At 70.2% G+C, this 19812-nt stretch carries 19 protein-coding genes and 1 tRNA gene; 18 read left to right on the forward strand and 2 right to left on the reverse strand.

The window, feature by feature from the left end; all coding sequences use genetic code 11:
- From QNJ12_RS08560 to QNJ12_RS08580, 5 genes are all read left to right on the forward strand, one after another.
- Positions 1 to 1058: hypothetical protein (locus QNJ12_RS08560; protein ID WP_300621619.1), on the forward strand; the 1058-nt coding region annotated here is incomplete at its 5' end.
- A 223-nt stretch (positions 1059 to 1281) separates the two neighbouring features.
- Positions 1282 to 3408, forward strand: a complete 2127-nt coding sequence (locus QNJ12_RS08565) for a hypothetical protein (RefSeq protein ID WP_300621621.1) — start codon at positions 1282 to 1284, stop codon at positions 3406 to 3408.
- Between the two features lie 159 nt (positions 3409 to 3567).
- Positions 3568 to 3897, forward strand: a complete 330-nt coding sequence (locus tag QNJ12_RS08570; RefSeq protein WP_300621722.1) for a DUF192 domain-containing protein — start codon at positions 3568 to 3570, stop codon at positions 3895 to 3897.
- Positions 3894 to 4718, forward strand: coding sequence for a 16S rRNA (cytidine(1402)-2'-O)-methyltransferase (gene rsmI, locus QNJ12_RS08575; RefSeq protein ID WP_300621623.1), 825 nt, complete (start codon positions 3894 to 3896; stop codon positions 4716 to 4718). Before QNJ12_RS08570 ends, rsmI begins: the two co-directional genes overlap by 4 nt.
- 63 nt (positions 4719 to 4781) lie before the next feature.
- Entirely contained in the window at positions 4782 to 5600 is an 819-nt protein-coding gene (locus QNJ12_RS08580; protein ID WP_300621625.1) for an HAD family phosphatase, read from the forward strand.
- A gap of 270 nt (positions 5601 to 5870) precedes the next feature.
- Here QNJ12_RS08580 and QNJ12_RS08585 read toward each other — a convergent pair whose 3' ends face one another.
- Positions 5871 to 6668, reverse strand: coding sequence for a thioesterase family protein (locus QNJ12_RS08585; protein WP_300621627.1), 798 nt, complete (start codon positions 6666 to 6668; stop codon positions 5871 to 5873).
- Positions 6669 to 6867: 199 nt separating this feature from the next.
- Between QNJ12_RS08585 and metG the strand changes: the two genes are divergently transcribed.
- The 5 genes from metG to QNJ12_RS08610 are packed head-to-tail and all read left to right on the forward strand — an operon-like array spanning position 6868 to position 11517.
- Positions 6868 to 8490, forward strand: coding sequence for a methionine--tRNA ligase (gene metG / locus QNJ12_RS08590; RefSeq protein WP_300621629.1), 1623 nt, complete (start codon positions 6868 to 6870; stop codon positions 8488 to 8490).
- 13 nt (positions 8491 to 8503) lie between these two features.
- Complete coding sequence (locus QNJ12_RS08595) at positions 8504 to 9268, forward strand: TatD family hydrolase (RefSeq protein WP_300621632.1); 765 nt, start codon at positions 8504 to 8506, stop codon at positions 9266 to 9268.
- A 60-nt stretch (positions 9269 to 9328) separates the two neighbouring features.
- Entirely contained in the window at positions 9329 to 9886 is a 558-nt protein-coding gene (locus tag QNJ12_RS08600; RefSeq protein WP_300621634.1) for a hypothetical protein, read from the forward strand.
- 4 nt (positions 9887 to 9890) lie between these two features.
- Positions 9891 to 10727 carry a 16S rRNA (adenine(1518)-N(6)/adenine(1519)-N(6))-dimethyltransferase RsmA gene (rsmA, locus tag QNJ12_RS08605; protein ID WP_300621637.1) on the forward strand — a complete coding sequence of 279 codons (837 nt, stop codon included), beginning with the start codon at positions 9891 to 9893 and terminating at the stop codon, positions 10725 to 10727.
- A gap of 10 nt (positions 10728 to 10737) precedes the next feature.
- Complete coding sequence (locus QNJ12_RS08610) at positions 10738 to 11517, forward strand: 4-(cytidine 5'-diphospho)-2-C-methyl-D-erythritol kinase (RefSeq protein WP_300621640.1); 780 nt, start codon at positions 10738 to 10740, stop codon at positions 11515 to 11517.
- Positions 11518 to 11561: 44 nt separating this feature from the next.
- Here the strand turns inward: QNJ12_RS08610 and QNJ12_RS08615 are convergent, their stop codons facing one another.
- Positions 11562 to 11654 (reverse strand): AURKAIP1/COX24 domain-containing protein, encoded by a 93-nt coding sequence (locus tag QNJ12_RS08615; RefSeq protein WP_133870992.1) that lies wholly within the window; start codon positions 11652 to 11654, stop codon positions 11562 to 11564.
- Between the two features lie 176 nt (positions 11655 to 11830).
- Here QNJ12_RS08615 and QNJ12_RS08620 point away from each other — a divergent pair.
- From QNJ12_RS08620 to QNJ12_RS08655, 8 genes are all read left to right on the forward strand, one after another.
- Positions 11831 to 11901, forward strand: a tRNA-Gln gene (locus tag QNJ12_RS08620).
- Between the two features lie 43 nt (positions 11902 to 11944).
- A complete protein-coding gene (locus QNJ12_RS08625; protein WP_300621647.1) occupies positions 11945 to 13033 on the forward strand; it encodes an NTP transferase domain-containing protein in 1089 nt (362 codons plus the stop codon).
- 76 nt (positions 13034 to 13109) lie between these two features.
- On the forward strand, positions 13110 to 14102 hold the full coding sequence (locus QNJ12_RS08630) for a ribose-phosphate diphosphokinase (protein WP_300621650.1): 993 nt from the start codon (positions 13110 to 13112) through the stop codon (positions 14100 to 14102).
- A 307-nt stretch (positions 14103 to 14409) separates the two neighbouring features.
- The gene (locus QNJ12_RS08635; RefSeq protein WP_367281769.1) at positions 14410 to 15033 is read left to right on the forward strand and encodes an NAD(P)H-dependent oxidoreductase; all 624 of its coding nucleotides are present in this window, start codon (positions 14410 to 14412) and stop codon (positions 15031 to 15033) included.
- Between the two features lie 312 nt (positions 15034 to 15345).
- Complete coding sequence (locus tag QNJ12_RS08640; protein ID WP_300621656.1) at positions 15346 to 16095, forward strand: META domain-containing protein; 750 nt, start codon at positions 15346 to 15348, stop codon at positions 16093 to 16095.
- A 338-nt stretch (positions 16096 to 16433) separates the two neighbouring features.
- Positions 16434 to 17291, forward strand: coding sequence for a phosphotransferase (locus QNJ12_RS08645; protein WP_300621658.1), 858 nt, complete (start codon positions 16434 to 16436; stop codon positions 17289 to 17291).
- Positions 17292 to 17509: 218 nt separating this feature from the next.
- A complete protein-coding gene (locus QNJ12_RS08650) occupies positions 17510 to 18877 on the forward strand; it encodes a TrpB-like pyridoxal phosphate-dependent enzyme (protein ID WP_300621661.1) in 1368 nt (455 codons plus the stop codon).
- 254 nt (positions 18878 to 19131) lie between these two features.
- On the forward strand, positions 19132 to 19812 hold the full coding sequence (locus tag QNJ12_RS08655; protein WP_300621664.1) for a 50S ribosomal protein L25: 681 nt from the start codon (positions 19132 to 19134) through the stop codon (positions 19810 to 19812).

A 19812-nucleotide genomic window follows, 5' to 3' on the forward strand; every position in this document is an offset into this window, starting at 1 on the left:
TCGACATCGGCACCGGCGGCAAGATCTGCCTCTACACCCTCCAACCCGTCGACATCCTCGCCGACATCAACGGCTGGTTCCCCGCCGGCGCCGACTACACCCCCCGCAACCCCAACCGCCTCCTCGACACCCGCAACATCACCACCCCGCCTCCCACCAATCCACCGACGACGCCGCCCACCACGCCGCCGACGCCGACCCCGCCGCCGGCCAACGCAGCCTTCGTCGAGACGTTCGACGGCAACACCGGGCTCGACCGGTTCCGGTACGGCGTGTACCACCGAGGCGTCGGCTGGCAACAGGCCGGCAGGGCCCCGGTCCTGGTCGGCAACAACAACGTGGGCGCGGCGGGGCAATGGAGCGCCGACCACGACCTCTCGTGCGGCAGCCCTGACACCCAGCGGCCGCTGCGCACCGACTTCTTCCAGGACAAGACCGGCGAGAACGGCTGGAAGCCGCGGGTCGACTTCCACCTCGACGAGCTCCTCTACCTCTGCCGCGACCACCTGATGACGTCGATGGGCGACGTGGCGGCCTACTCGATCGTCTGGTTCTCCCCCGATCAGGTGTTCTCGTCGGTGTCGAAGGTCTGCGTCGACGTCAACCTCACCGACCTCGGCACCCGCCAGTGGTGGAAGATCGGCGTCGTCTCCGACGGGTTGTACAACTCGAAGATCAACGGCAACCCGGGCCTCCTGATCTCCGATGTCGGCACCTCGGACCTGCCGGGCAGTCTGAGCGGACCCGATCGGCTCCTCGCGTCGTGGTCGGGCGCTGCATCGGCCGGCTACCCGGGTGCCCTGAAGATCGGCGGCACCAAGGTCGGCGCCGGCTTCAACGGCGGCGACGACAAGAAGACCCGCCACCCCGCCTGCCTGACCGACAACGGGAACGGCACGGTCACCTTCTCCGTCGCCGGCGTCTCGAAGACGACCTCGGGATCCTTCCCCGCCGAACCCAGCCGCGTCGTGTTCTACGACCACAACTACAACCCGGACAAAGACACCAACCCGATCGGCCACACCTGGCACTGGGACAACATCGTCGTGTGGGAGTGAACCCGCACGATCGGTGACCTCGGTCCAACCGGTCGATCACAACCAGCTTGCTTGCCGCCGACGAGGTGACCTCGTCAGGCCTTGAATCAAGAGATCGGCAAGAAGCAACTCGCAGCCTCAAGAGCGTCGGGCGGACGCGCCGATACAGCCCCGAACGTTCGTGACGCGGTCCTGCGCGCGGGCGTCGCAGGACCACAGTCCACGAAAGGAAGGCACATCCGCCATGAAACCCTCCCTTGCGACCGCCCTGGTGGTCGGTCTCGTCGTTCCACTCGGTGTGGGCGCGACCGCCACCTTCGGGTCGTCGACCGACACCGAGTGTTGGGACATCTACAGCCGAACCGGATCGCGGTTCTTCTCCACGATGGTGCCCCAGGGCCTCGATCCGGAAGACTGCACGCCGGCCAGCGGCGACTGCTACGTGGGCTACAACTCGAGCGACCGCGTTCGCCAGCTGATCGTGCCCCACGATGCCGATCCGCTCACCGCATGCAGCAACGTCTCCGACGAGACCACCACGACCACGGTCGCACCGACGACCACCTTGCCGGACGTCCCGACCGGCCGCTTCGAGACGATGCCGGTCGGCGCTGCGCTGCCGACCGATGCCGAGTGCGCAGCCGGCGTGCGCCCTGCGTCGGAGAACCGTCCTGAGAACGTCCCGTACAACGCGACCCGCGGCAACGGCGCCAACGCCACGTACCCCCGTGTCACCGGCGACTTCGTCGGAACGACGGACGAGATCATCCAGTGGACCGCCTGCAAGTGGGGCATCGACGAGGACTGGGTGCGAGCCCAGATCGTGAACGAGTCGAACTGGAAGCAGACCGCGCTGGGCGACTTCACGACCGACCCGGCGGCCTGCGCACCCGGCTTCCCGATCGGCAACTACCCGCCGCAGTACAACGGCGATCGTGACCACAACGGGGAATGCCCCGAATCGATCGGGCTCGGTCAGGTCCGTTGGCTCTACCACCAGTCGGCGTTCGCGAACGACAACTCGACGAGCTCGAGCGCCTACAACCTCGACTACACCTACGCGATCTGGCGTGAGTGCTTCGAGGGCCGATTCGGTTGGCTGAACAACGTCGAGGGCCGCGGCGACTACGCGGCCGGCGACGCCAAGGGCTGCCTCGGCGTGTGGTTCTCGGGGCGCTGGTACACCGACGCCGCGAACAGCTACATCGCCCGGTTCGACGCCACGTTGGAGAACCGGTCCTGGGAGCAGGACTGGTTCGGTCCGGCGAGCACCGAGACCGCGCCGCCGACCACCGCCCCCGCGACCACCGCGCCTGCGACCACCGCCCCGGAGACCACCGCCCCGGAGACCACCGTGCCGGCGACGACCGCTCCCCCGGCCACGACGGCACCCCCGGCGACGACGGCACCCCCGACCACCCAGCCGCCGACGACCGAGCCGCCGACGACCGAGCCGCCGACGACGACCGCTCCGCCGGCGCCGCCGGCCGAGTCGCCTGCGGCGTCCGGCGCCCAGTTCGTCGAGACGTTCGACAACAACACCGGGCTCGATCGGTTCCGGTACGGCGTGTACCACCGCGGTGTGGCCCACCACGAGGCCGGGACGCCGATCCCCGATGGCGCCAACAACAACATCGGCGCCGGTGGCACCTGGACGGCCGACCACGACCTCGACTGCGGGTCGCCCGACACACAGCGGACGATCCGGTCCGAGTTCCAGCAGGACAAGACCGGCGCCAACGGGTGGAAGCCGATCATCGACTTCCACACCGAGGACCTCCTGTACCTGTGCCGCAACCACCTGATGACGACCATGGGTGACATCGCCGCCTACTCGATCCTGTGGTTCTCGCCCGACCAGGTCTTCTCGGACGTCTCGTCGGTGTGCTTCGACGTGAACCTCACCGATCTGGGCAACCGCCAGTGGTGGAAGGTCGGCGTCGTCTCCGATGACCTGTTCAACTCGACCTACCGGGCGGGCTGGGACGAGTCGGTGCCCGTGCCCGGCCACATCGTGTCCGACGTCGGTTCCGCCGACGTCCGCGGCGGGCTCAACACCTCGGATCGCCTGATCGCCACGTGGTCGGGCGGGGCGTCCGCCGGGTACCCCGGTGCGCTCAAGATCGGTGACACACGCCTCGGCGGCGGCATCAGCGCCGGGTCCGACAAGAAGACCCGTCACCCTGTGTGCCTCGAGGACAACAAGAACGGCACCGTCACCTTCACGGTCGGCGGGCAGTCGGTCTCGATGGCCGGCTCGTTCCCCGACGGTCCGCAGCGGGTCGTGTTCTACGACCACAACTACACGCCGGACAAGGACGGCAACCCGATCGGCCACACCTGGCACTGGGACAACTTCGTCGTCACCTGATCGGAGGCGTCGGCTGACCCGCCGACGTGCGGCGCTCGCGCTCCGCACGTCGGCGGGCCACCGGCAACACGCCGGGGCGACCACGGATCCGGCAGCGTGCCGGTCGCCGCGGGTGGCTGCGGCCCGCCGCCGTGGCACACTTCGGTTGTGCCGTGGCTCGTGAGAGAAGACGCCCGAGTACTGGCGTCGGCCGAGGTCGCCGACGCACGATCGGCCCGACGAAGGGGTCTGCTCGGCCGTGACCACCTCGATGGCGCCCTGGTGCTCCGACCGTGCCGCTGGGTGCACACCATCGGGATGCGCTTCCCGATCGACGTCGCGTTCCTCGACGACGACGGCGTCGTCGTGAAGACGATGTCGATGCACCAACGCCGTGTCGGCGTACCCGTTTGGCGAGCGAGCGTCGTCGTCGAAGCCGAGGCTGGTGCGTTCGCCCGGTGGGGGCTCCGCGTCGGCGACGTGCTCGAGGTCCGGACCGACGACACGTGAGCGAGGGCGGCACGCTCTGGTTGGTCGCCACCCCGATCGGCAACCTCGGTGACCTGCCACAACGCGCCGTGGACGTGCTGGGCCGCGTGTCGCTGGTGTGCTGTGAGGACACGCGCCGCACCGGCCGGCTCCTCCAGCACGCGGGCGTGCGAGCCGAACGGCTCGCCGTCGCCAACGAGCACACCGAACACCACCGCATCGCCGACGTCCTCGACGAGTTGGGGGCCGGCAACGACGTGGCCGTCGTCAGCGACGCCGGCACGCCCGGCGTGTCCGATCCGGGCGCACGGTTGGTGCGGGCTGCGCTCGATGCCGGCTACGCCGTGTCGGCCGTGCCGGGGCCGGCCGCCGTGATCACGGCGTTGGTCGTCAGCGGGCTGCCCACCGACCGCTTCGTGTACGAGGGCTTCTTGCCCCGCCGCGGCGGTGAGCGCGCGGCGCGACTCGACGAGATCGCTCGCGAGACGCGGACGATCGTGCTCTACGAGGCGCCGCACCGGATCGAGCGCACGCTGGACGACCTCCGCCGCGTCTGCGGCGACGACCGCTCCGTGGCGATCTGCCGCGAGCTCACCAAGCTCTACGAGGAGGTCGTGCGCGGCACGTTGGGCACCGTCGCGATCGGCGATCCACGAGGCGAGTACGTCATCGTCGTGGGCGGACATCGCTCCGGGTCGGCCGAGCCGGGTGACGACGAGATCCGCGCCGCTCTCCGCGTCCACCTCGGGGCAGGTGCGACCAAGCGCGACGCCGTCGCCAGCGTGGCGACCGAACTGGGCGTCCCGAAGAAGCAGGTCTACGCCCTCGCGATCGCCGAGTAGATCGGGCGAGGGCCGCTGCAGCGCGCGCTGCCCCGCCGACGGCCCATGGTTAGCCTCGCCGATGTGAGCGAGTACGTGTCGGTGGCCACCGGCGGACCGAGCGCAGCGTTCTTCGACCTCGACCGCACCCTGATCGCCGGGTCGTCCGCGTTCACGCTCGCCACCGCCGCGCGTTCGATGAAGATGATGCCCGCCCACGAGCTCGTCCGCGATGCGCTGACCGCGGCCACGTTCAAGTTCGTCGGCGACCACAGCGGCGACGGCACGAGCGACGCCGTCCGCGACCGCATCCTCGGATTCGTGAAGGGCCAGCGCCAGGACGACCTCCAGGCGCTGAACGAGCGGGTGCTCCCCCGCCTGCTCGGCAAGATCCGCCCCGAGGCGCGGCGGCTCGTCGACATCCACCGCCACGCCGGTCGGGCCACGTTCATCGTGTCCGCCGCGCCGCAGGAGATCGTCGAGCCGCTGGCGATCTCACTCGGCATGACCGGCGGCATCGGCACCCGCGGCAAGGTGGCCGACGGGGTGTACACCGGTGAGCTCGACGGCCCGTTCTGCTACGCCCAGGGAAAGGTCGACGCGATCGAGCACCTCGCCCGATGGGACGGTCTCGACCTCCGACAGTGCTACGCCTACAGCGACTCGTCGAGCGACCTGCCGATGCTCGGCGCCGTCGGTCACCCGGTCGCCGTCAACCCCGACTCCAAGCTCGAACGCCACGCGCGGTTGCACGCCTGGCCGGTGGTGATCTTCAGCCAGCGCACCAAGACGGTGATCCGGCGCACCGTCGCCGGCGTCGCGTCCGCCGGCCTGGCCGCCGGGACGTTCGCAGCAGGGATCGAGGTCGGCACGCGGCGCGCCCGGCGCGGCTGGTTCCGCTGACGCCTCGCAGCGGCACCGGCCACCGACCAGCGCCGCCGAGCGTCGAGACGTGGCGCTGCGACGCCGCAGCGGAGACAGCGAGCTCGGCCAGGCGCAGCCGATCCGGCTCTGCCCGAGCGCGTCGCGCCACGCTGATCTCGCCGACCGACCGCGTTGCGCCGGCCAAGTCGGCGAGCGTCGAAGCACGGCGCGAAGCGCCGCAGCGGAGACAGCGAGCTCGGCCAGGCGCGGCCGATCCGGCTCTGCCGGTCGGCGGAGCGCGACGGAGCACTAGCCGCGCGGCAGGAGGGCGAGCTGCCGGGATTGCGCAACCAGCGCTCCGCCGGCATCCCAGATCTCGCCGTCCTCTTCGAACAGCCCGGCCTGGAGGCACCGGCTGCGGAACCGGCACCGCAGCGGGCCGGGCTCGGGGACACCGCGAACGTGGACCGTCAGCTCGAGCGTCGGCGTCCAACCGACGGGCACCGACGGCACGTTGAAGCAGACCGGGGCGAACGCGTCGGCGACGAGCAGCAGGCCGAGCTCGTCGGTGCGCTGGTGGTCGGTGAACTCGAACCAGCCGCTGATCTCCGGCCGCCCGCTGGGCTCGCCGAGGCGGAAGCCGGCGTCGGCCGGGTCGATCCGGACGACCACTCGGTCACCGAACCCCGAGACCGCCTCACCCCCGGGAGGCTTGGCGCGGACGCACTGGTCGATCGGCGGCAGGTCGGGCGGCTCGGTGCCGATGAACAGCGGACCGGGCGCGCCCTGCTCGCCGAAGGTGCCGAGCAGCGCCAGCGAGTCGACGCCGTGAGAGCGCAACCGCGCCGAGGCCGTCGCGGTGCGGCGGCCCACGCGAACGAGGTCGACCGAGACGTCGCACGGCCCCGGCCGTCCCGGCGCGAGGTAGTGGGCGGTCAGGCTGAGCGGCGGGCGACCGGTCGCATCGATCATCGCCCGTGCCGCGAGTGCGATCAGGTAGCCGCCATTGGCGTTGCCGGCGATATCCCAGCCGGCCGGGATGTCGGCGTCGTACAGACCACCGCCCCGACTGCGGACCCGCGTCGCGCGCTCGAACTCACCCTCCACGAGCCGGAACGATACGGGTCGTGTCTGGTGCCGGGACGACCGGACGGGTGTGACCATCGCCACCGCCGAGCGGCGTGAAGGCAATGGATCCGATCCGCCCGGTCCGTGCCGTCGACCGCACGTGGAGCACCGGCCGCGGGCCGGCCGGTCGCCCGATCCCACGTCGGTGCGCCGCATGGCGGTCGGTACGCTCGGCGGGATGAGCACCCCGATCCTCGTGGCTGTCGCGTGGCCGTACGCCTCCGGGTCGCGCCACCTCGGCCACCTCGCGGGTGCCTACCTGCCCGCCGACGTGTTCGCCCGCTACCAGCGCCTCGCCGGCAACGACGTCTTGATGGTGAGCGGCTCCGATGTGCACGGGACGCCGATCACCGTTCGTGCCGAGGAGGAGGGCGTCACCGCGCAGGACATCGTCGATCGGTATCACGGCGAGATCGTCCGCCAGTGGGACGAGCTCGGCATCTCGTGGGACCTCTACACCACGACCGGCACCGAGAACCATGCCCGGGTCACGCAGGAGATGTTCCTCGAGCAGCTCCGGCGGGGCCACATCGACCGCCGCGTCAGCAAGCAGCTCTACGACCCCGAGGCCGAGCGGTTCCTCCCCGACCGGTACGTCGAGGGCACCTGCCCACACTGTGGCTACGGCGAGGCGCGCGGCGACCAGTGCGACAACTGCGGCCGCACGCTCGACGCGACCGACCTGATCGACCCGCGCTCGAAGCTGTCGGGCTCGACGCCCGAGCTCCGCGAGACCGAGCACTTCTACTACCGCTACTCCGACTTCAACGAGCGGCTCGCCGAGTGGCTCGACACCCGCGAGGGCTGGCGGCCGCACGTCCTCAACTTCGCCAAGAGCTGGACCACGGAGGGGCTCCACGACCGGGCGATCACGCGCGACATCGAGTGGGGCATCGACCTCCCGGTCGACGACCTCGGACCCGGCAAGCGCATCTACGTCTGGTACGACGCCGTGATCGGCTACCTGTCGGCGTCGAAGGAGTGGGCGGCCGGCACCGGCGACCCCGAGGCCTGGCGCCGTTGGTGGGAGGGCGACGACGCACGCAGCTACTACTTCGTCGGCAAGGACAACATCCCGTTCCACTGCCTGTTCTGGCCTGCCCAGCTGATGGGCGCGGGCGACCTCAACCTGCCGACCGACGTGCCCGCCAACCAGTACGTGACGTTCAAGGGTGGCAAGGCATCGGCGAGTCGAGGTGTGGGCCTCACGATCGAGCAGGCGCTCGACCGATTCGAGCCCGATGCGATCCGCTTCGCCCTCGCCGCGGCGTTCCCCGAGCACGCCGACACCGAGGTCTCCGAAGACGAGATCGCCAGGCGCATCAACGAGGAGCTCGTCGCCACCTGGGGCAACCTCGTCAACCGGGTGCTGTCGATGGTCAACAAGAACTGCGAGGGCCAGGTGCCCGACCCCGGCGAGCTGCTCGGTGCAGACCGCGCCGTGCTCGACGAGGTCGATGAGGCCCTTCGATCGGCCGCGGCACAGCTCGAGGCGGTCGAGCTGAAGGCAGGTCTGCGCACCGCGCTGGCGGCCGCGCAGGCCGTCAACGGCTACCTCAGCGAGACCGAACCATGGAAGGTGCTGAAGGTCGACGAGCAACGCGGACGCACCATCCTCCACACCGCGCTCAGCGCCGTGAACGGCGTGCGAGTGCTCTTCGCGCCGTACCTCCCGTTCTCCACGGCCCGCCTCGCCGAGGTGCTCGGCCCGATCGAGCGCTGGGAGCGGTCACCGATCGCCACCGGCGCGCCGATCCCCAAGCCGACGCCGCTGTTCGGCAAGGTCGACCTCGACGCCTGAGCCGCTCGTCGTCATGCAGCACTGGTCCGACAGCCACTGTCACGTGCACGACGAGCGCATGCCGGGCGGCACCGCCGCAGCCGTCGCGGCCGCACGCGAGATGGGCGTCACGACGCTCGTCACGGTCGGATGCGATCGCACGACGTCGCTCGCAGCGATCGCCACCGCAGCCGAGCACGACGGCGTCCACGCCACCGTCGGTCTCCACCCCCACGAAGCCAGCGACGGTGTCGACACCATCGTCGACCTGCTCGACGAACCCGGCGTCGTCGCAGTCGGCGAGGCGGGGCTCGACTACTTCTACGAGCACTCGCCGCGCGACGTCCAGCGGCGGGCGTTCGCCGAGCAGATCCAGCTCGCACACGAGCGCCGGCTGCCGCTGGTGATCCACAGCCGCGACGCCTGGGACGACACGTTCGAGATCCTCGTCGCCGAGGGCCCACCGACCCGGACGATCTTCCACTGCTTCACCGGCGGCGCCGACGAGGCCCGCCGGGCGCTCGACCTCGGAGCCCACGTCTCGTTCTCGGGGATCGTCACGTTCAAGAACGCCACCGACGTGCAGGAAGCGGCACGGCTCTGCCCGCTCGACCGGCTGCTGATCGAGACCGACAGCCCGTACCTCGCCCCCGTCCCGCACCGCGGGCAGACCAACCGGCCGGCGTGGGTGCCGCATGTCGGCCGGTTCGTCGCCGACCTGTGCGACCTCCCCGTCGGCGACGTCGCCGACGCCACCCGACGGAACACCGAGCGGGCGTTCCCGGCGACGGCGCCGTGACCGGTCGGGTCGCCCCGGGGCGCCAGTAGCCTTTTCGGTGCTGCACCCACCGTGGCTTCGGTGCCGGGCAGACTGGCCTCACCGATCATGAACCCCGACTACGCCCAGCGACGCCGCGTCGCCATCGCCGCAGCGATCACGGTGATCCTCGTCCCCGCGGCGTTCCTCCTCAACCGGGGCAGCGACGACGAGGCGGCCACGCCGACGGTGACGTTCGTCGGCGCCACCGTCGTCGCCGACGACCGGACCCCCGAGGCGCCGGCGACCGAGCCGCCGCGCGACGACCCGATGGGAACCGCGCCGGTCGCCTACCTCGATGGGACGTCCCCGGCGCAGGACAGCGACCCCGCCACGATCGCGATCCCGCGCCCTCCCGACGGCATCACGGGCACTGCCTCGTTCCGTCGCAGCATCACGGCGACCACCGCGTGCCAGGTCAAGGGCGTGCCGTTCAACACCGCCGTCACCGTGACCAACCTCGACAACAGCCGGAGTGTGCGGTGCATCGCCAACGTCGGCGGGACCGAGCCCGACGTCGACGTCGTCCTGAACGCCGACGCCTTCCTGCTGATCGCCGACCTCACCGACGCGCCGGTCCCCGTGACGATCACCTGGTGAGCCGGTGACGCACTCACGACCGCGCATCCACGAGCTGCTCGACGGCCTCGCGCCCCGGCGCGACCTCGGCCAGAACTTCGTCGCCGACCCGAACACGGTGCGCCGCATCGCCGCCCTGGCCGGCGTCGGCGCCGGCGACCACGTCGTCGAGATCGGGGCGGGGCTCGGTTCGCTGACGCTGGCGCTGGCCGAGACCGGCGCCGAGATCACCGCCGTCGAGGTCGACGCCGACCTCGTGCCGGTGCTGCGGGACGTCGTCGCCCCGTCGAGCAACGTCTCGGTGGTCGAGGCCGACGCGACGCGCGTCGACTGGTCCCAGCTGCTCGCAGGTAGCGACCGTTGGACGCTCGTCGCCAACCTGCCGTACAACGTCGCGACGCCGCTCGTGTGCGACCTCCTCGACGAGGTGCCCGGCATCGCGTCGATGCTGGTGATGGTGCAGAAGGAGGTCGCCGAGCGGTTCGTCGCATCGCCCGGGTCGAAGCAGTACGGCGCGGTGAGCATCAAGGTCGCGTACTGGGCGACGGCCCGCCTCGTCGCCACGGTTCCGCCCTCGGTGTTCGTGCCCCGCCCCAACGTCGACTCCGCCCTGGTTCGCATCGAGCGTCGGACACCCCCGGCGACCGACCCGCAACAGCTGTTCGCCGTCGTGCGGGCGGCGTTCACCCACCGCCGGAAGATGCTCCGGCGGTCCCTCAGCTCCGTCGTCACGGCCGATCAGTTCGCCATCGCCGAGATCTCGCCCGAGGCCCGCCCCGAGCAGCTGTCGCTCGACGACTGGTGCCGGCTGACCGACGCCGTGACGTCGACGGCGCCCGCCGCGACCCCCGGCCCGGCATGACAGCGGGACGATGAGCGCGCCCGTCACCCTCGTCGCTGCTGCGAAGCTCACGTTCGAGCTCCGTATCACCGGCGTGCGCGACGACGGCTACCACCTCATCGACGCGGAGATGGCCAGCCTGTCGGTGGGCGACTCGCTCACCATCGACCCGAGCGGCGACGGCGTCACGCTCTCGGGGCCCTACGCCGAGGGCATCCCAACCGACGAGTCGAACCTCGTCAGGCGGGCGCTCGCACTCACCGGCCGGCGCGCCCACGTCACCATCGACAAGCGGATCCCGCCCGGCGGCGGACTCGGGGGCGGTTCGACGGATGCCGCCGCAGTGCTTCGATGGTCCGGCTGGGGCGGCTCGGCCGACCAACTCGTCACCGCGAGCACGATCGGCGCCGACATCCCGTTCTGCATCGTCGGCGGTCGTGCGCGGGTGCGGGGCATCGGCGAGATCGTCGAGCCACTCCCCCATGCGGCTCGCTCGGTGACGCTGGTCATCCCGCCGCTGTCGGTCGACACGCCCGCCGCCTACCGCGCCTGGGACGAGCTGGGCGGACCGACGGCTGACGGACCCAACGACCTCGAACCGGCTGCGTGCCGAGTCGAACCGGAGCTCGTGCGATGGCGGGATCGCATCGGCGACGCGTGCGGCGAGCATCCCGTGCTCGCGGGCAGCGGCGCCACGTGGTTCGTCCCGGGCGAACACGAGAACGCCCTCGCTGCGCTGGGCAACGAGGGCGCACGAATCATCGCCGCGCACACCACGCCGCCGCCGGATCCGGTGGGATCGAGGCGATGACGGATGGGCCCGGCGGCCGGTGAGCACCGGCGACGAACTGTCAGCTACTTGCGACGCTGGTGACGCGTGCGGCGAAGCATCTTCTTGTGCTTCTTCTTGCGCATGCGCTTGCGGCGCTTCTTGACGAGCGAACCCATAAGGGTGGTCACGCTACCGGCGGATGTCCGCTCGCGGCACACCGAAGTGGTCGCACCGACGAGGGCAATCCGCCGAGCGGGCACGGGCTTGCGCCGTGGGGGAAGAAGCGGGCGCGACCGACGCGGCCGGCGCTACCGTGAAGCCGTGCGGTCGGCTCGCGCCGACGGCACGGCCGTCCGGGGTCGTTCAATGGTAGGACAGCGGTTTTTGGTGCCGTTTATAGGGGTTCGAGTCCTCTCCCCGGAACGATGAGAGCGATGCACCACCTCGCACCCTCAGGAGGCTCCCGATGACCGTGTCAGCAATCGTGCTCGCCGCCGGGGCAGGCACGCGCATGCGATCCGAGCGACCCAAGCCGCTCCACCGCATCTGCGGGCGACCGATGGTGTTGCACGTCATCCACGCGCTCGAGCGGCTCCACCCGGCTCGGACCGTGGTCGTCGTCGGGCACGGCGCCGAGCAGGTCACCAAGAAGGTCCACGAGACCGCCCCGGGCTGGTCGAACGTCGCATTCGTCGAGCAGGTCGACCAGAACGGCACCGGCGACGCGACCGCCATCGGCATGACCGCCCTCGGCGGCGACGACTACGACGACGACGCCATCGTGGTGGTCCTGCCGGGCGACACGCCGTTGCTGCGCCCCACGACGCTCGACGAGCTGGTCGCCACGCACGTCGCCAACGCCAACGCAGCAACGCTGCTGACGAGCGTGATGGACGACCCGACCGGCTACGGGCGGATCGTGCGTGCGTCCGACGGGCGTGTCCTGCGCATCGTCGAGCAGCGCGACGCAGCGCCCGACGAGCTCGACATCCGAGAGGTCTGCACGAGCATCTACGCGTTCCGGCGCGATCTCCTCGGCCCTGCGTTGCGCAACCTGACGACCGACAACGCGCAGGGCGAGTTCTACCTCACCGACGTCATCGAGGGGCTGGCCGCGATGGGGCACCGGGTCGGTGCGGTCGAGGCGCTCCCGGCCGAGACGCACGGTGTCAACGACCGCTGGCAGCTCGCGCTGGCCGAGCGCGAGTTGCGCAACCGCACCAACCGTCACTGGCTCCTGAACGGGGTCACGATGCTCGACCCGCGCCAGACGTTCATCGACGTCACCGTCCGGCTCGGGCGTGACGTGACGATCTACCCCGGCACGATGCTGCACGGCGACACGGTGATCGCCGACGGCTGCGACATCGGCCCGCACACCCAGCTCGAGGACTGCGTCGTCGGCGCCGGGGCGCTGGTCCGCCAGACCGTCGGCGTCGACGCCGAGATCGGCGAGGGCGCACAGGTGGGCCCGTTCGCGCACCTCGCGCCTGGCTCGGCGGTACTTTCCAACGTCACCACCGGGGCGTTCTACACTGCAAGTGTCGACGACTGACGAGAGCCGCCAGCTCGTGAGCCGCCGACGGGCCACGCAGACGACCATCGCAGCTGCCCGGGGAGGGGCGCTCACCATGGAGAAGGTCACGACCAAGAAGCTCGCCCTCTACTCGGGGCGAACGCACCCGGAGCTGGCGGAGGAGGTGGCGGCGCATCTCGGTCAAGGCCTCGGCGACGCCAACATCGTCGAGTTCGCCAACGGCGAGATCCGCCCGCGCTTCGCCGAGTCGGTGCGCGGTGCCGACGTCTTCGTGATGCAGAGCCACTACGGCATCGACGGCCGATCGGTCAACGACTCGATCATGGAGCAGCTGACCATGATCGACGCCGCCTACCGGGCGTCGGCCAAGCGGATCACCTCGGTGTGCCCGTTCTACGGCTATGCCCGCCAGGACCGCAAGGCCGAGGGCCGCGAGCCGATCACCGCCCGCCTCGTCGCCGACATGTTCAAGGCCGCCGGCGCCAAGCGGATGATCTCGATCGACCTCCACTCCGGGCAGATCCAGGGCTTCTTCGAGGGGCCGGTCGACCACCTCACCGCAGCCCCTGTGCTCGAGAACTACATCCGTCAGCAGGCGGCGGACGCACCGGTCATCGTGTCGCCCGACTCGGGACGCATCAAGGTCGCCGAGCGGATGGCGCAGCACCTGGTCGACTGCGACGCCGACATCGCGTTCATCTACAAGCGCCGACCGAAGGGCCAGGCCAACGTGGTCGAGGCACGCGAGGTCATCGGCGACGTGGACGGCCGCCTGTGCATCCTCACCGACGACATGATCGACACCGGTGGCACGATCGTGTCGGCGGCCGAGATCCTGCTCGCACGCGGCGCCACCGAGGTCTGGGCGATGGCCACCCACGGGGTGCTGTCGGGCCCGGCGATCGACCGGCTCAAGAATGCGCCGCTCGAACGGATCGTCCTCACCAACACACTGCCACTCCCACCCGAGAAGCAGATCCCGAAGATCGAGGTGCTGTCGGTCGCCGAGATCATCGCCGAGGCGCTGAGCGCCGTGTTCGACGACACCAGCGTCAGCGACATCTTCGACGGCGAGAACCTGGCCTGACCGTCTCGCTCCCGCCCGCAGTGTGGGACGCCGTGGACCCTTCGGCCCCCGGCTGCCGGAGACTTCCAAGACGAAGTCGAGCTGGGTCCGAGTTCCCGCCGGCGACAGCCATCGGCGCTTCCTCCACGGACTGACAGCGACGGGAGACCGACGGTCCGCCGACCCGGCGCGGGATCGACGCGGCCGCTCGGTTGGAGCCGCTCGGAGATGCGGGGCGTCGGCACCGATGCTGCTCCTTCGCGGCGCCGATCGCCCGGCACTTCCGGCATGCCCCGGGTCCTCGACGGCTCGACCCCGCTACCGTCGGATCGTGCAGATCTCTTTGCTGCTGGCCCATCCTCGACCGAACAGCTTCAATCACGCTCTGGCGTCAGCGATCCTCGACGAGCTCGACGAGGCCGGTCACACCGTCGCGTTCCATGACCTCTACGACGAGGGATTCGATCCGCTCCTGCGTCCCGAGGAGTGCTACACGACGGGGAGCACGGTCGAAGAGCTGCTCGCGAGCTCCGACGACGTACTGGTCGCCACGCATCGCGAGGAGATCGCCGATGCGGACGGCCTGGTCGTCGTGCATCCGAACTGGTGGGGAAAGCCGCCGGCAATCCTCGCCGGCTGGCTCGACCGCGTTCTCGTACCAGGGGTTGCCTACCGACTCACCGACGCCACGGGCGAGCCCGACGGGCTGCTCTCGCTCAGGGCCGCGCTCGTGGTCAACACGACCGACACCCCGGCACAGCGCGAGGCGGAGGTGCTCGGCGACCCACTCGCTTCGATCTGGACCCGCTGCGTACTCCCGTACTGCGGCGTGAGAACGGTCGATCGCGTCGTGGTTGGTCCGGTGACCGACAGCACCGCGCGTGCTCGATCGGAATGGCTCGACGAGGTTGCCCGCAGAACCACCGACCTGTTCGGACTCGCGGAGCCATAGCGGCCCGTCGGCGCTCGCCGGGCAGCGCGAGAACGTGCGGCGGAGGGACAGGCGTCAGCACCCGGGAACCGGTTCGCCCCGCCTTGCTGCCTCCGCGGCTCCGAACCCGTCAGACCACGTTGCTACGACACATCGCTCGGCAGTGATCTACGGTGCGCTTCGGTGAGGTCTTCGGCGCAGTCGTCGTGGGCAGTTGTTGCCGTCGCGATGCTGGCGGCGTTGACCGGCTGCGGGCTCGACGACGGGTCAACCGATGAAGCTGAACCAGCTCCTACCGACTCGCCGGCCGCGGTGGGGCTCGACGGACCTGTCATGCGCCACCTTCGGGCCCGTTCGACCGAAGGGGAGGATGCCGAGGTCGGAGGTGTGATCGAGATCGACGGAGACTGCCTGTACGTCGCACTCGCCGACGTGGCCCAGCGCTATCCCATCGTCTGGCCTGCGTCGACGTCATGGGACTCCCGAACGGATCGAGTGATCCTCCCCGGCGGGGAGTCGATCGGCCACGGCGACGCTGTCCACGGCGGCGGCGGATACCGATCCGTCGACGACGTGGCCGCAATCGCCGGCGACGCAGCTGCAGCCCGGGCCAGCGAGTGCGTCGACAACCGGTACGGCGAGATCGCGGTGGTCAACAATCAGCCCGACGGGATCCGCGCTGGCGCTCGCCCGGTCGAGGACGAACAGCCGAGCGTCGACTCGAGTGACGCACTCGAGGTCGAAGGGGACTGGCTCGTCGAGGAGCTGACCGTGGACGGTGAACGGGTCGTGCTCGGCGCCTCGCAGCCCGTCACGGTCACGATTGAGGGCGGGATGATCAGTGGTACCGCTGCGTGCAACCAATACACCGGTGCGATCGATTGGTCGGCCGAGGCCGGATTTGGCCGCTTCGGCGTGTCGGATCTGAGGTCGACAAAACGGGCTTGCGGTGCGGACGCAATGGAGATCGAGCAGGCCTTCTTCACCGCGCTCCAGGCGGTCGACTCCTTCGAGGCCGCCGATGGTCTCTACGTTGCGCAGACCGGCACGTCCACCAACTTCCACCTCGTCCGGTCCGACTGACCGGGATGAGCACCCGGTCGGCGGTGCTCGTCCCGGGCACCCTGACCCGCTCGCTCGACCCGAGGGCAGGAGTCGTACGAGGGATCGCGACGCGGCTCGCCCCGCGGACGATCATCCGTCTCCGGGTGGAACCGGCGGCCACAGACGAAGCAGAGCCCGGGATCGTCGAGGCGCTCGCCATCCCCGGGCGCCATCACGTCAGCACCTCGCACGGAGCCCCGATCAGCACATCGGGACGATCGGAGGCCGGAACCTGCGCGAGCGCGGCACCGATGCGCTGGCCGAACCGATCGGACCGCTCGTTCGCTTCTACCTCGGGGGCTGCGAGGATGACATGGATGTCAGACGAGGAGGTGCTGCACGGTGGTGTCGCCAACGCGGGCGCTGTGGCTCGCGTGGGCGACCACGTGCTTCGGCCCTCGAACGCGCACTCGACGTCGATCCACCGGTTCCTTGTCGCTCTACGTCGAGGCGGATTCGACGGCGCATCGGTGCCGGTGGGGATCGAACCGGATGGACGGGAGCGTCTCTGGTTCGTTCATGGCGACGTCGCCACACCGCCGTATCCGAGCTGGGCGCAGACCGACGCAGCGCTCGGCTCGATTGCTCGGCTCCTTCGACGCTTGCACGACGCTTCGGTCGGCCTCGACATCGGCGCCACGACGTGGAGCGACGAGATGGCCGATCCGTCGGGCGGCGACGTGATGTGCCACAACGACGTCTGCCTCGAGAACGTGGTGTTCCGCGACGGTGAAGCGGTTGCGCTGCTGGACTTCGACTTCGTGGCACCGGGTCGTCGCGAGTTCGACCTGGCTGCGTTCGCACGCATGTGCGTTCCGATCGACGACGACACGAACGCTGCCAAACTCGGATGGACGACGACCGACCGGCCTGCTCGACTGCGACTGGTGTGTGATGAGTATCGACTCGATGGGGTCGGTCGCAGCGTGCTCATCGACTGTCTGACGGAGTCGATCGAGCGAGGCGGCGAGTTCGTTCGGCGGCGGGTCGAAGCCGGCGAGGCTGCGTTCATCCAGATGTGGGAGTCGATGGGGGGCCAAGGACGGTTCGATCGGCGACGACGTTGGTGGAACGCCCACCGCGACGAGTTCGCCGAGGCTCTGCGGTCGTCACAGCCGCCCGGCAATCGCGGAGCGTCGACGAGGGTGGCACCTGCTCGGAATCGGCACTCCTGAGCGGTTGGTCGCGCGGGTCCTGGCGTCATGCCTCGACACGGATCCGGTCGAGCGGGCTGCTGATCGAACACGAGGCGACCACGACAGCGGACCGACCCTCGGCTGCGTCGCAGCAGCGGTGTGGCGAGCGATCCCGACGACACGAGCCGCGCCGCCCGGGCGACGCCCAGGTGATTCCGCTGAATCGCGCCCGCGCCGCGCGAGGTACCTTCCGAACCATGACGGACACGCCGAAGCACCGCATCGATCTCGACGAGTCGGAGATGCCGACGACTTGGTACAACGTCATCCCCGACCTGCCCGAGCCGCCACCACCCCCGCTGCATCCCGGCACCAGGGAGCCGGTCGGGCCCGACGACTTGGCGCCGCTGTTCCCGATGGCGCTCATCGAGCAGGAGGTGTCGGCCGAGCGCCACATCGACATCCCCGGTGAGGTCCTCGACGTCTACCGGGTGTGGCGTCCCAGCCCGCTGTTCCGGGCGACGCGCCTCGAAGAGGCGCTCGGCACGCCGGCTCGCATCTACTACAAGTACGAGGGCGTCAGCCCGGCCGGCTCGCACAAGCCGAACACGTCGGTACCGCAGGCCTTCTACAACCATGCCGAGGGCGTCACCCGCCTGACGACCGAGACCGGCGCCGGCCAGTGGGGCAGCGCGCTCGCCTACGCCACCGCCCAGTACGGGATGGACTGCGAGGTCTGGATGGTCGGCGCGTCGTACCGCCAGAAGCCCTATCGCCGCACCATGATGCAGATCTGGGGAGCCACCGTGCACTCCAGCCCGTCCGACGTGACCGAGTTCGGGCGCCAGCTGCTCGCCGACGACCCCGACCACACCGGCTCGCTCGGCATCGCGATCTCCGAGGCCGTCGCCGCCTGCGTGGCCGACCCGAACGCGCGGTACGCACTCGGCTCGGTGCTCAACCACGTCCTGCTGCACCAGACCGTCATCGGCGAGGAGGCGCTCCTGCAGCTCGCCAAGGTCGGCGAGACGCCCGACGTGCTGGTCGGCTGCACCGGCGGCGGCTCGAACTTCGGCGGGCTGGCGTTCCCGTTCCTGCGCGAGAAGCTGGCCGGCAAGATGGACCCGGTCATCCGCTGCGTCGAGCCGGCCGCCTGCCCGACGCTCACGAAGGGCGAGTACCGCTACGACTTCGGCGACACCGCCGGCATGACGCCGCTGATGAAGATGCACACGCTCGGCCACGGCTTCGTACCCGAGCCGATCCACGCCGGCGGGCTGCGCTACCACGGGATGAGCCCGCTCGTGTCGCACATCTACGAGCTCGGCCTGGCCGAGGCCGTCGCCATCCCCCAGCGTGAGTGCTTCTCCGGAGCGGTGCAGTTCGCCCGCACCGAGGGCATCGTCCCGGCCCCCGAGCCGACCCATGCGATCGCGGCTGCGGTCCGCGAGGCGCTGGCGTGCAAGGAGTCGGGCGAGGAGAAGGTGATCCTCACTGCGCTGTGCGGCCACGGACACCTCGACCTCGCGGCGTACGAGAAGTACCTCAGCGGCGAGATGGTCGACTACGACCTGCCCCAGGAGAGCATCGACGCTGCGATGGCCGAGGTGCCGGTGCTGAACTGAACTGAACGGACGGACGGGTTCTGGCGGACCGGCGCAGCTGGACCCGCCGCCACCTCCCGAGCTCGCCGCTCCGCTCCGCCCGAGCCCCACTCCGCTTCGGCGCTCGCCCAACCCGCACACCTCCGCACGGGTTCTGGCGGACCGGCGAGCCCCGGAGCCCACGAGGCAGGCCGGCACTCACGGTGTGGGTGCCGGGGGCGGGCGATAGCATGGCCCGCTGCTCGTATCACCGTTCCACGAGGCTTGATCTACCCATGTCTGAGACCGTTCTCATCGCCGAAACCGGGCGCGCAACCGGCAGCGCAAACGCTCGCCGCCTGCGCGCCACTGATTCGATCCCCGCCGTCGTGTACGGACAGGGCATGGAGCCGCTGAGCATCTCGGTCGCCCGCCGCGACCTGCGCGTCGCCCTGTCCGGCGCCGCCGGCACCAACACGATCCTCGACCTCACCGTCGACGGCACGGTGTACCCGGCCATCGTCAAGGACATGCAGCGCCACCCGGTGCGCCGGACCGTGCAGCACGTCGACTTTATCCAGATCAACCTCGACGAGGCGATCACCGTCTCGGTGCCGGTCCGGCTCGAGGGCGAGGCGAAGGACGTGCTCGCCAACAACGGTCTCGTCGACCTGGCGATGACCGAGATCGAGGTCTCGACCACGCCGCGGAACATCCCCGACGAGATCGTCATCGACGTCACCGAGATGACGATGGACACCACGATCACGCTCGGCGACGTCGCGCTGCCGTCCGGCGTCACCGCCACCGCCGACGTCGAGCTGCCGGTCGTCACCGTGCTCACGATGCGGACGCCGGTGCTCGACGCCGAGGAAGAGGCAGCCGAAGGCCTCGAAGAGCTCGAAGGCGCCGAGGAGGCCGGCGAGGCCGCCGACGAGGGCGGCGGCGACGCTGCCGGCGACGACGCCGGCGAGTGA

Source organism: Ilumatobacter sp. (genome assembly GCF_030065885.1).
Classification (GTDB): domain Bacteria; phylum Actinomycetota; class Acidimicrobiia; order Acidimicrobiales; family Ilumatobacteraceae; genus Ilumatobacter.

Coding starts and splice junctions, on each gene's coding strand:
- QNJ12_RS08655 (WP_300621664.1), top strand. CDS start 19,132: ATGTCTGAGACCGTTCTCATCGCCGAAACCGGGCGCGCAACCGGCAGC.
- QNJ12_RS08595 (WP_300621632.1), top strand. CDS start 8,504: ATGCAGCACTGGTCCGACAGCCACTGTCACGTGCACGACGAGCGCATG.
- QNJ12_RS08625 (WP_300621647.1), top strand. CDS start 11,945: ATGACCGTGTCAGCAATCGTGCTCGCCGCCGGGGCAGGCACGCGCATG.
- QNJ12_RS08610 (WP_300621640.1), top strand. CDS start 10,738: ATGAGCGCGCCCGTCACCCTCGTCGCTGCTGCGAAGCTCACGTTCGAG.
- QNJ12_RS08640 (WP_300621656.1), top strand. CDS start 15,346: ATGCGCCACCTTCGGGCCCGTTCGACCGAAGGGGAGGATGCCGAGGTC.
- metG (WP_300621629.1), top strand. CDS start 6,868: ATGAGCACCCCGATCCTCGTGGCTGTCGCGTGGCCGTACGCCTCCGGG.
- QNJ12_RS08615 (WP_133870992.1), bottom strand. CDS start 11,654: ATGGGTTCGCTCGTCAAGAAGCGCCGCAAGCGCATGCGCAAGAAGAAG.
- QNJ12_RS08645 (WP_300621658.1), top strand. CDS start 16,434: ATGTCAGACGAGGAGGTGCTGCACGGTGGTGTCGCCAACGCGGGCGCT.
- QNJ12_RS08630 (WP_300621650.1), top strand. CDS start 13,110: ATGGAGAAGGTCACGACCAAGAAGCTCGCCCTCTACTCGGGGCGAACG.
- QNJ12_RS08565 (WP_300621621.1), top strand. CDS start 1,282: ATGAAACCCTCCCTTGCGACCGCCCTGGTGGTCGGTCTCGTCGTTCCA.
- QNJ12_RS08650 (WP_300621661.1), top strand. CDS start 17,510: ATGACGGACACGCCGAAGCACCGCATCGATCTCGACGAGTCGGAGATG.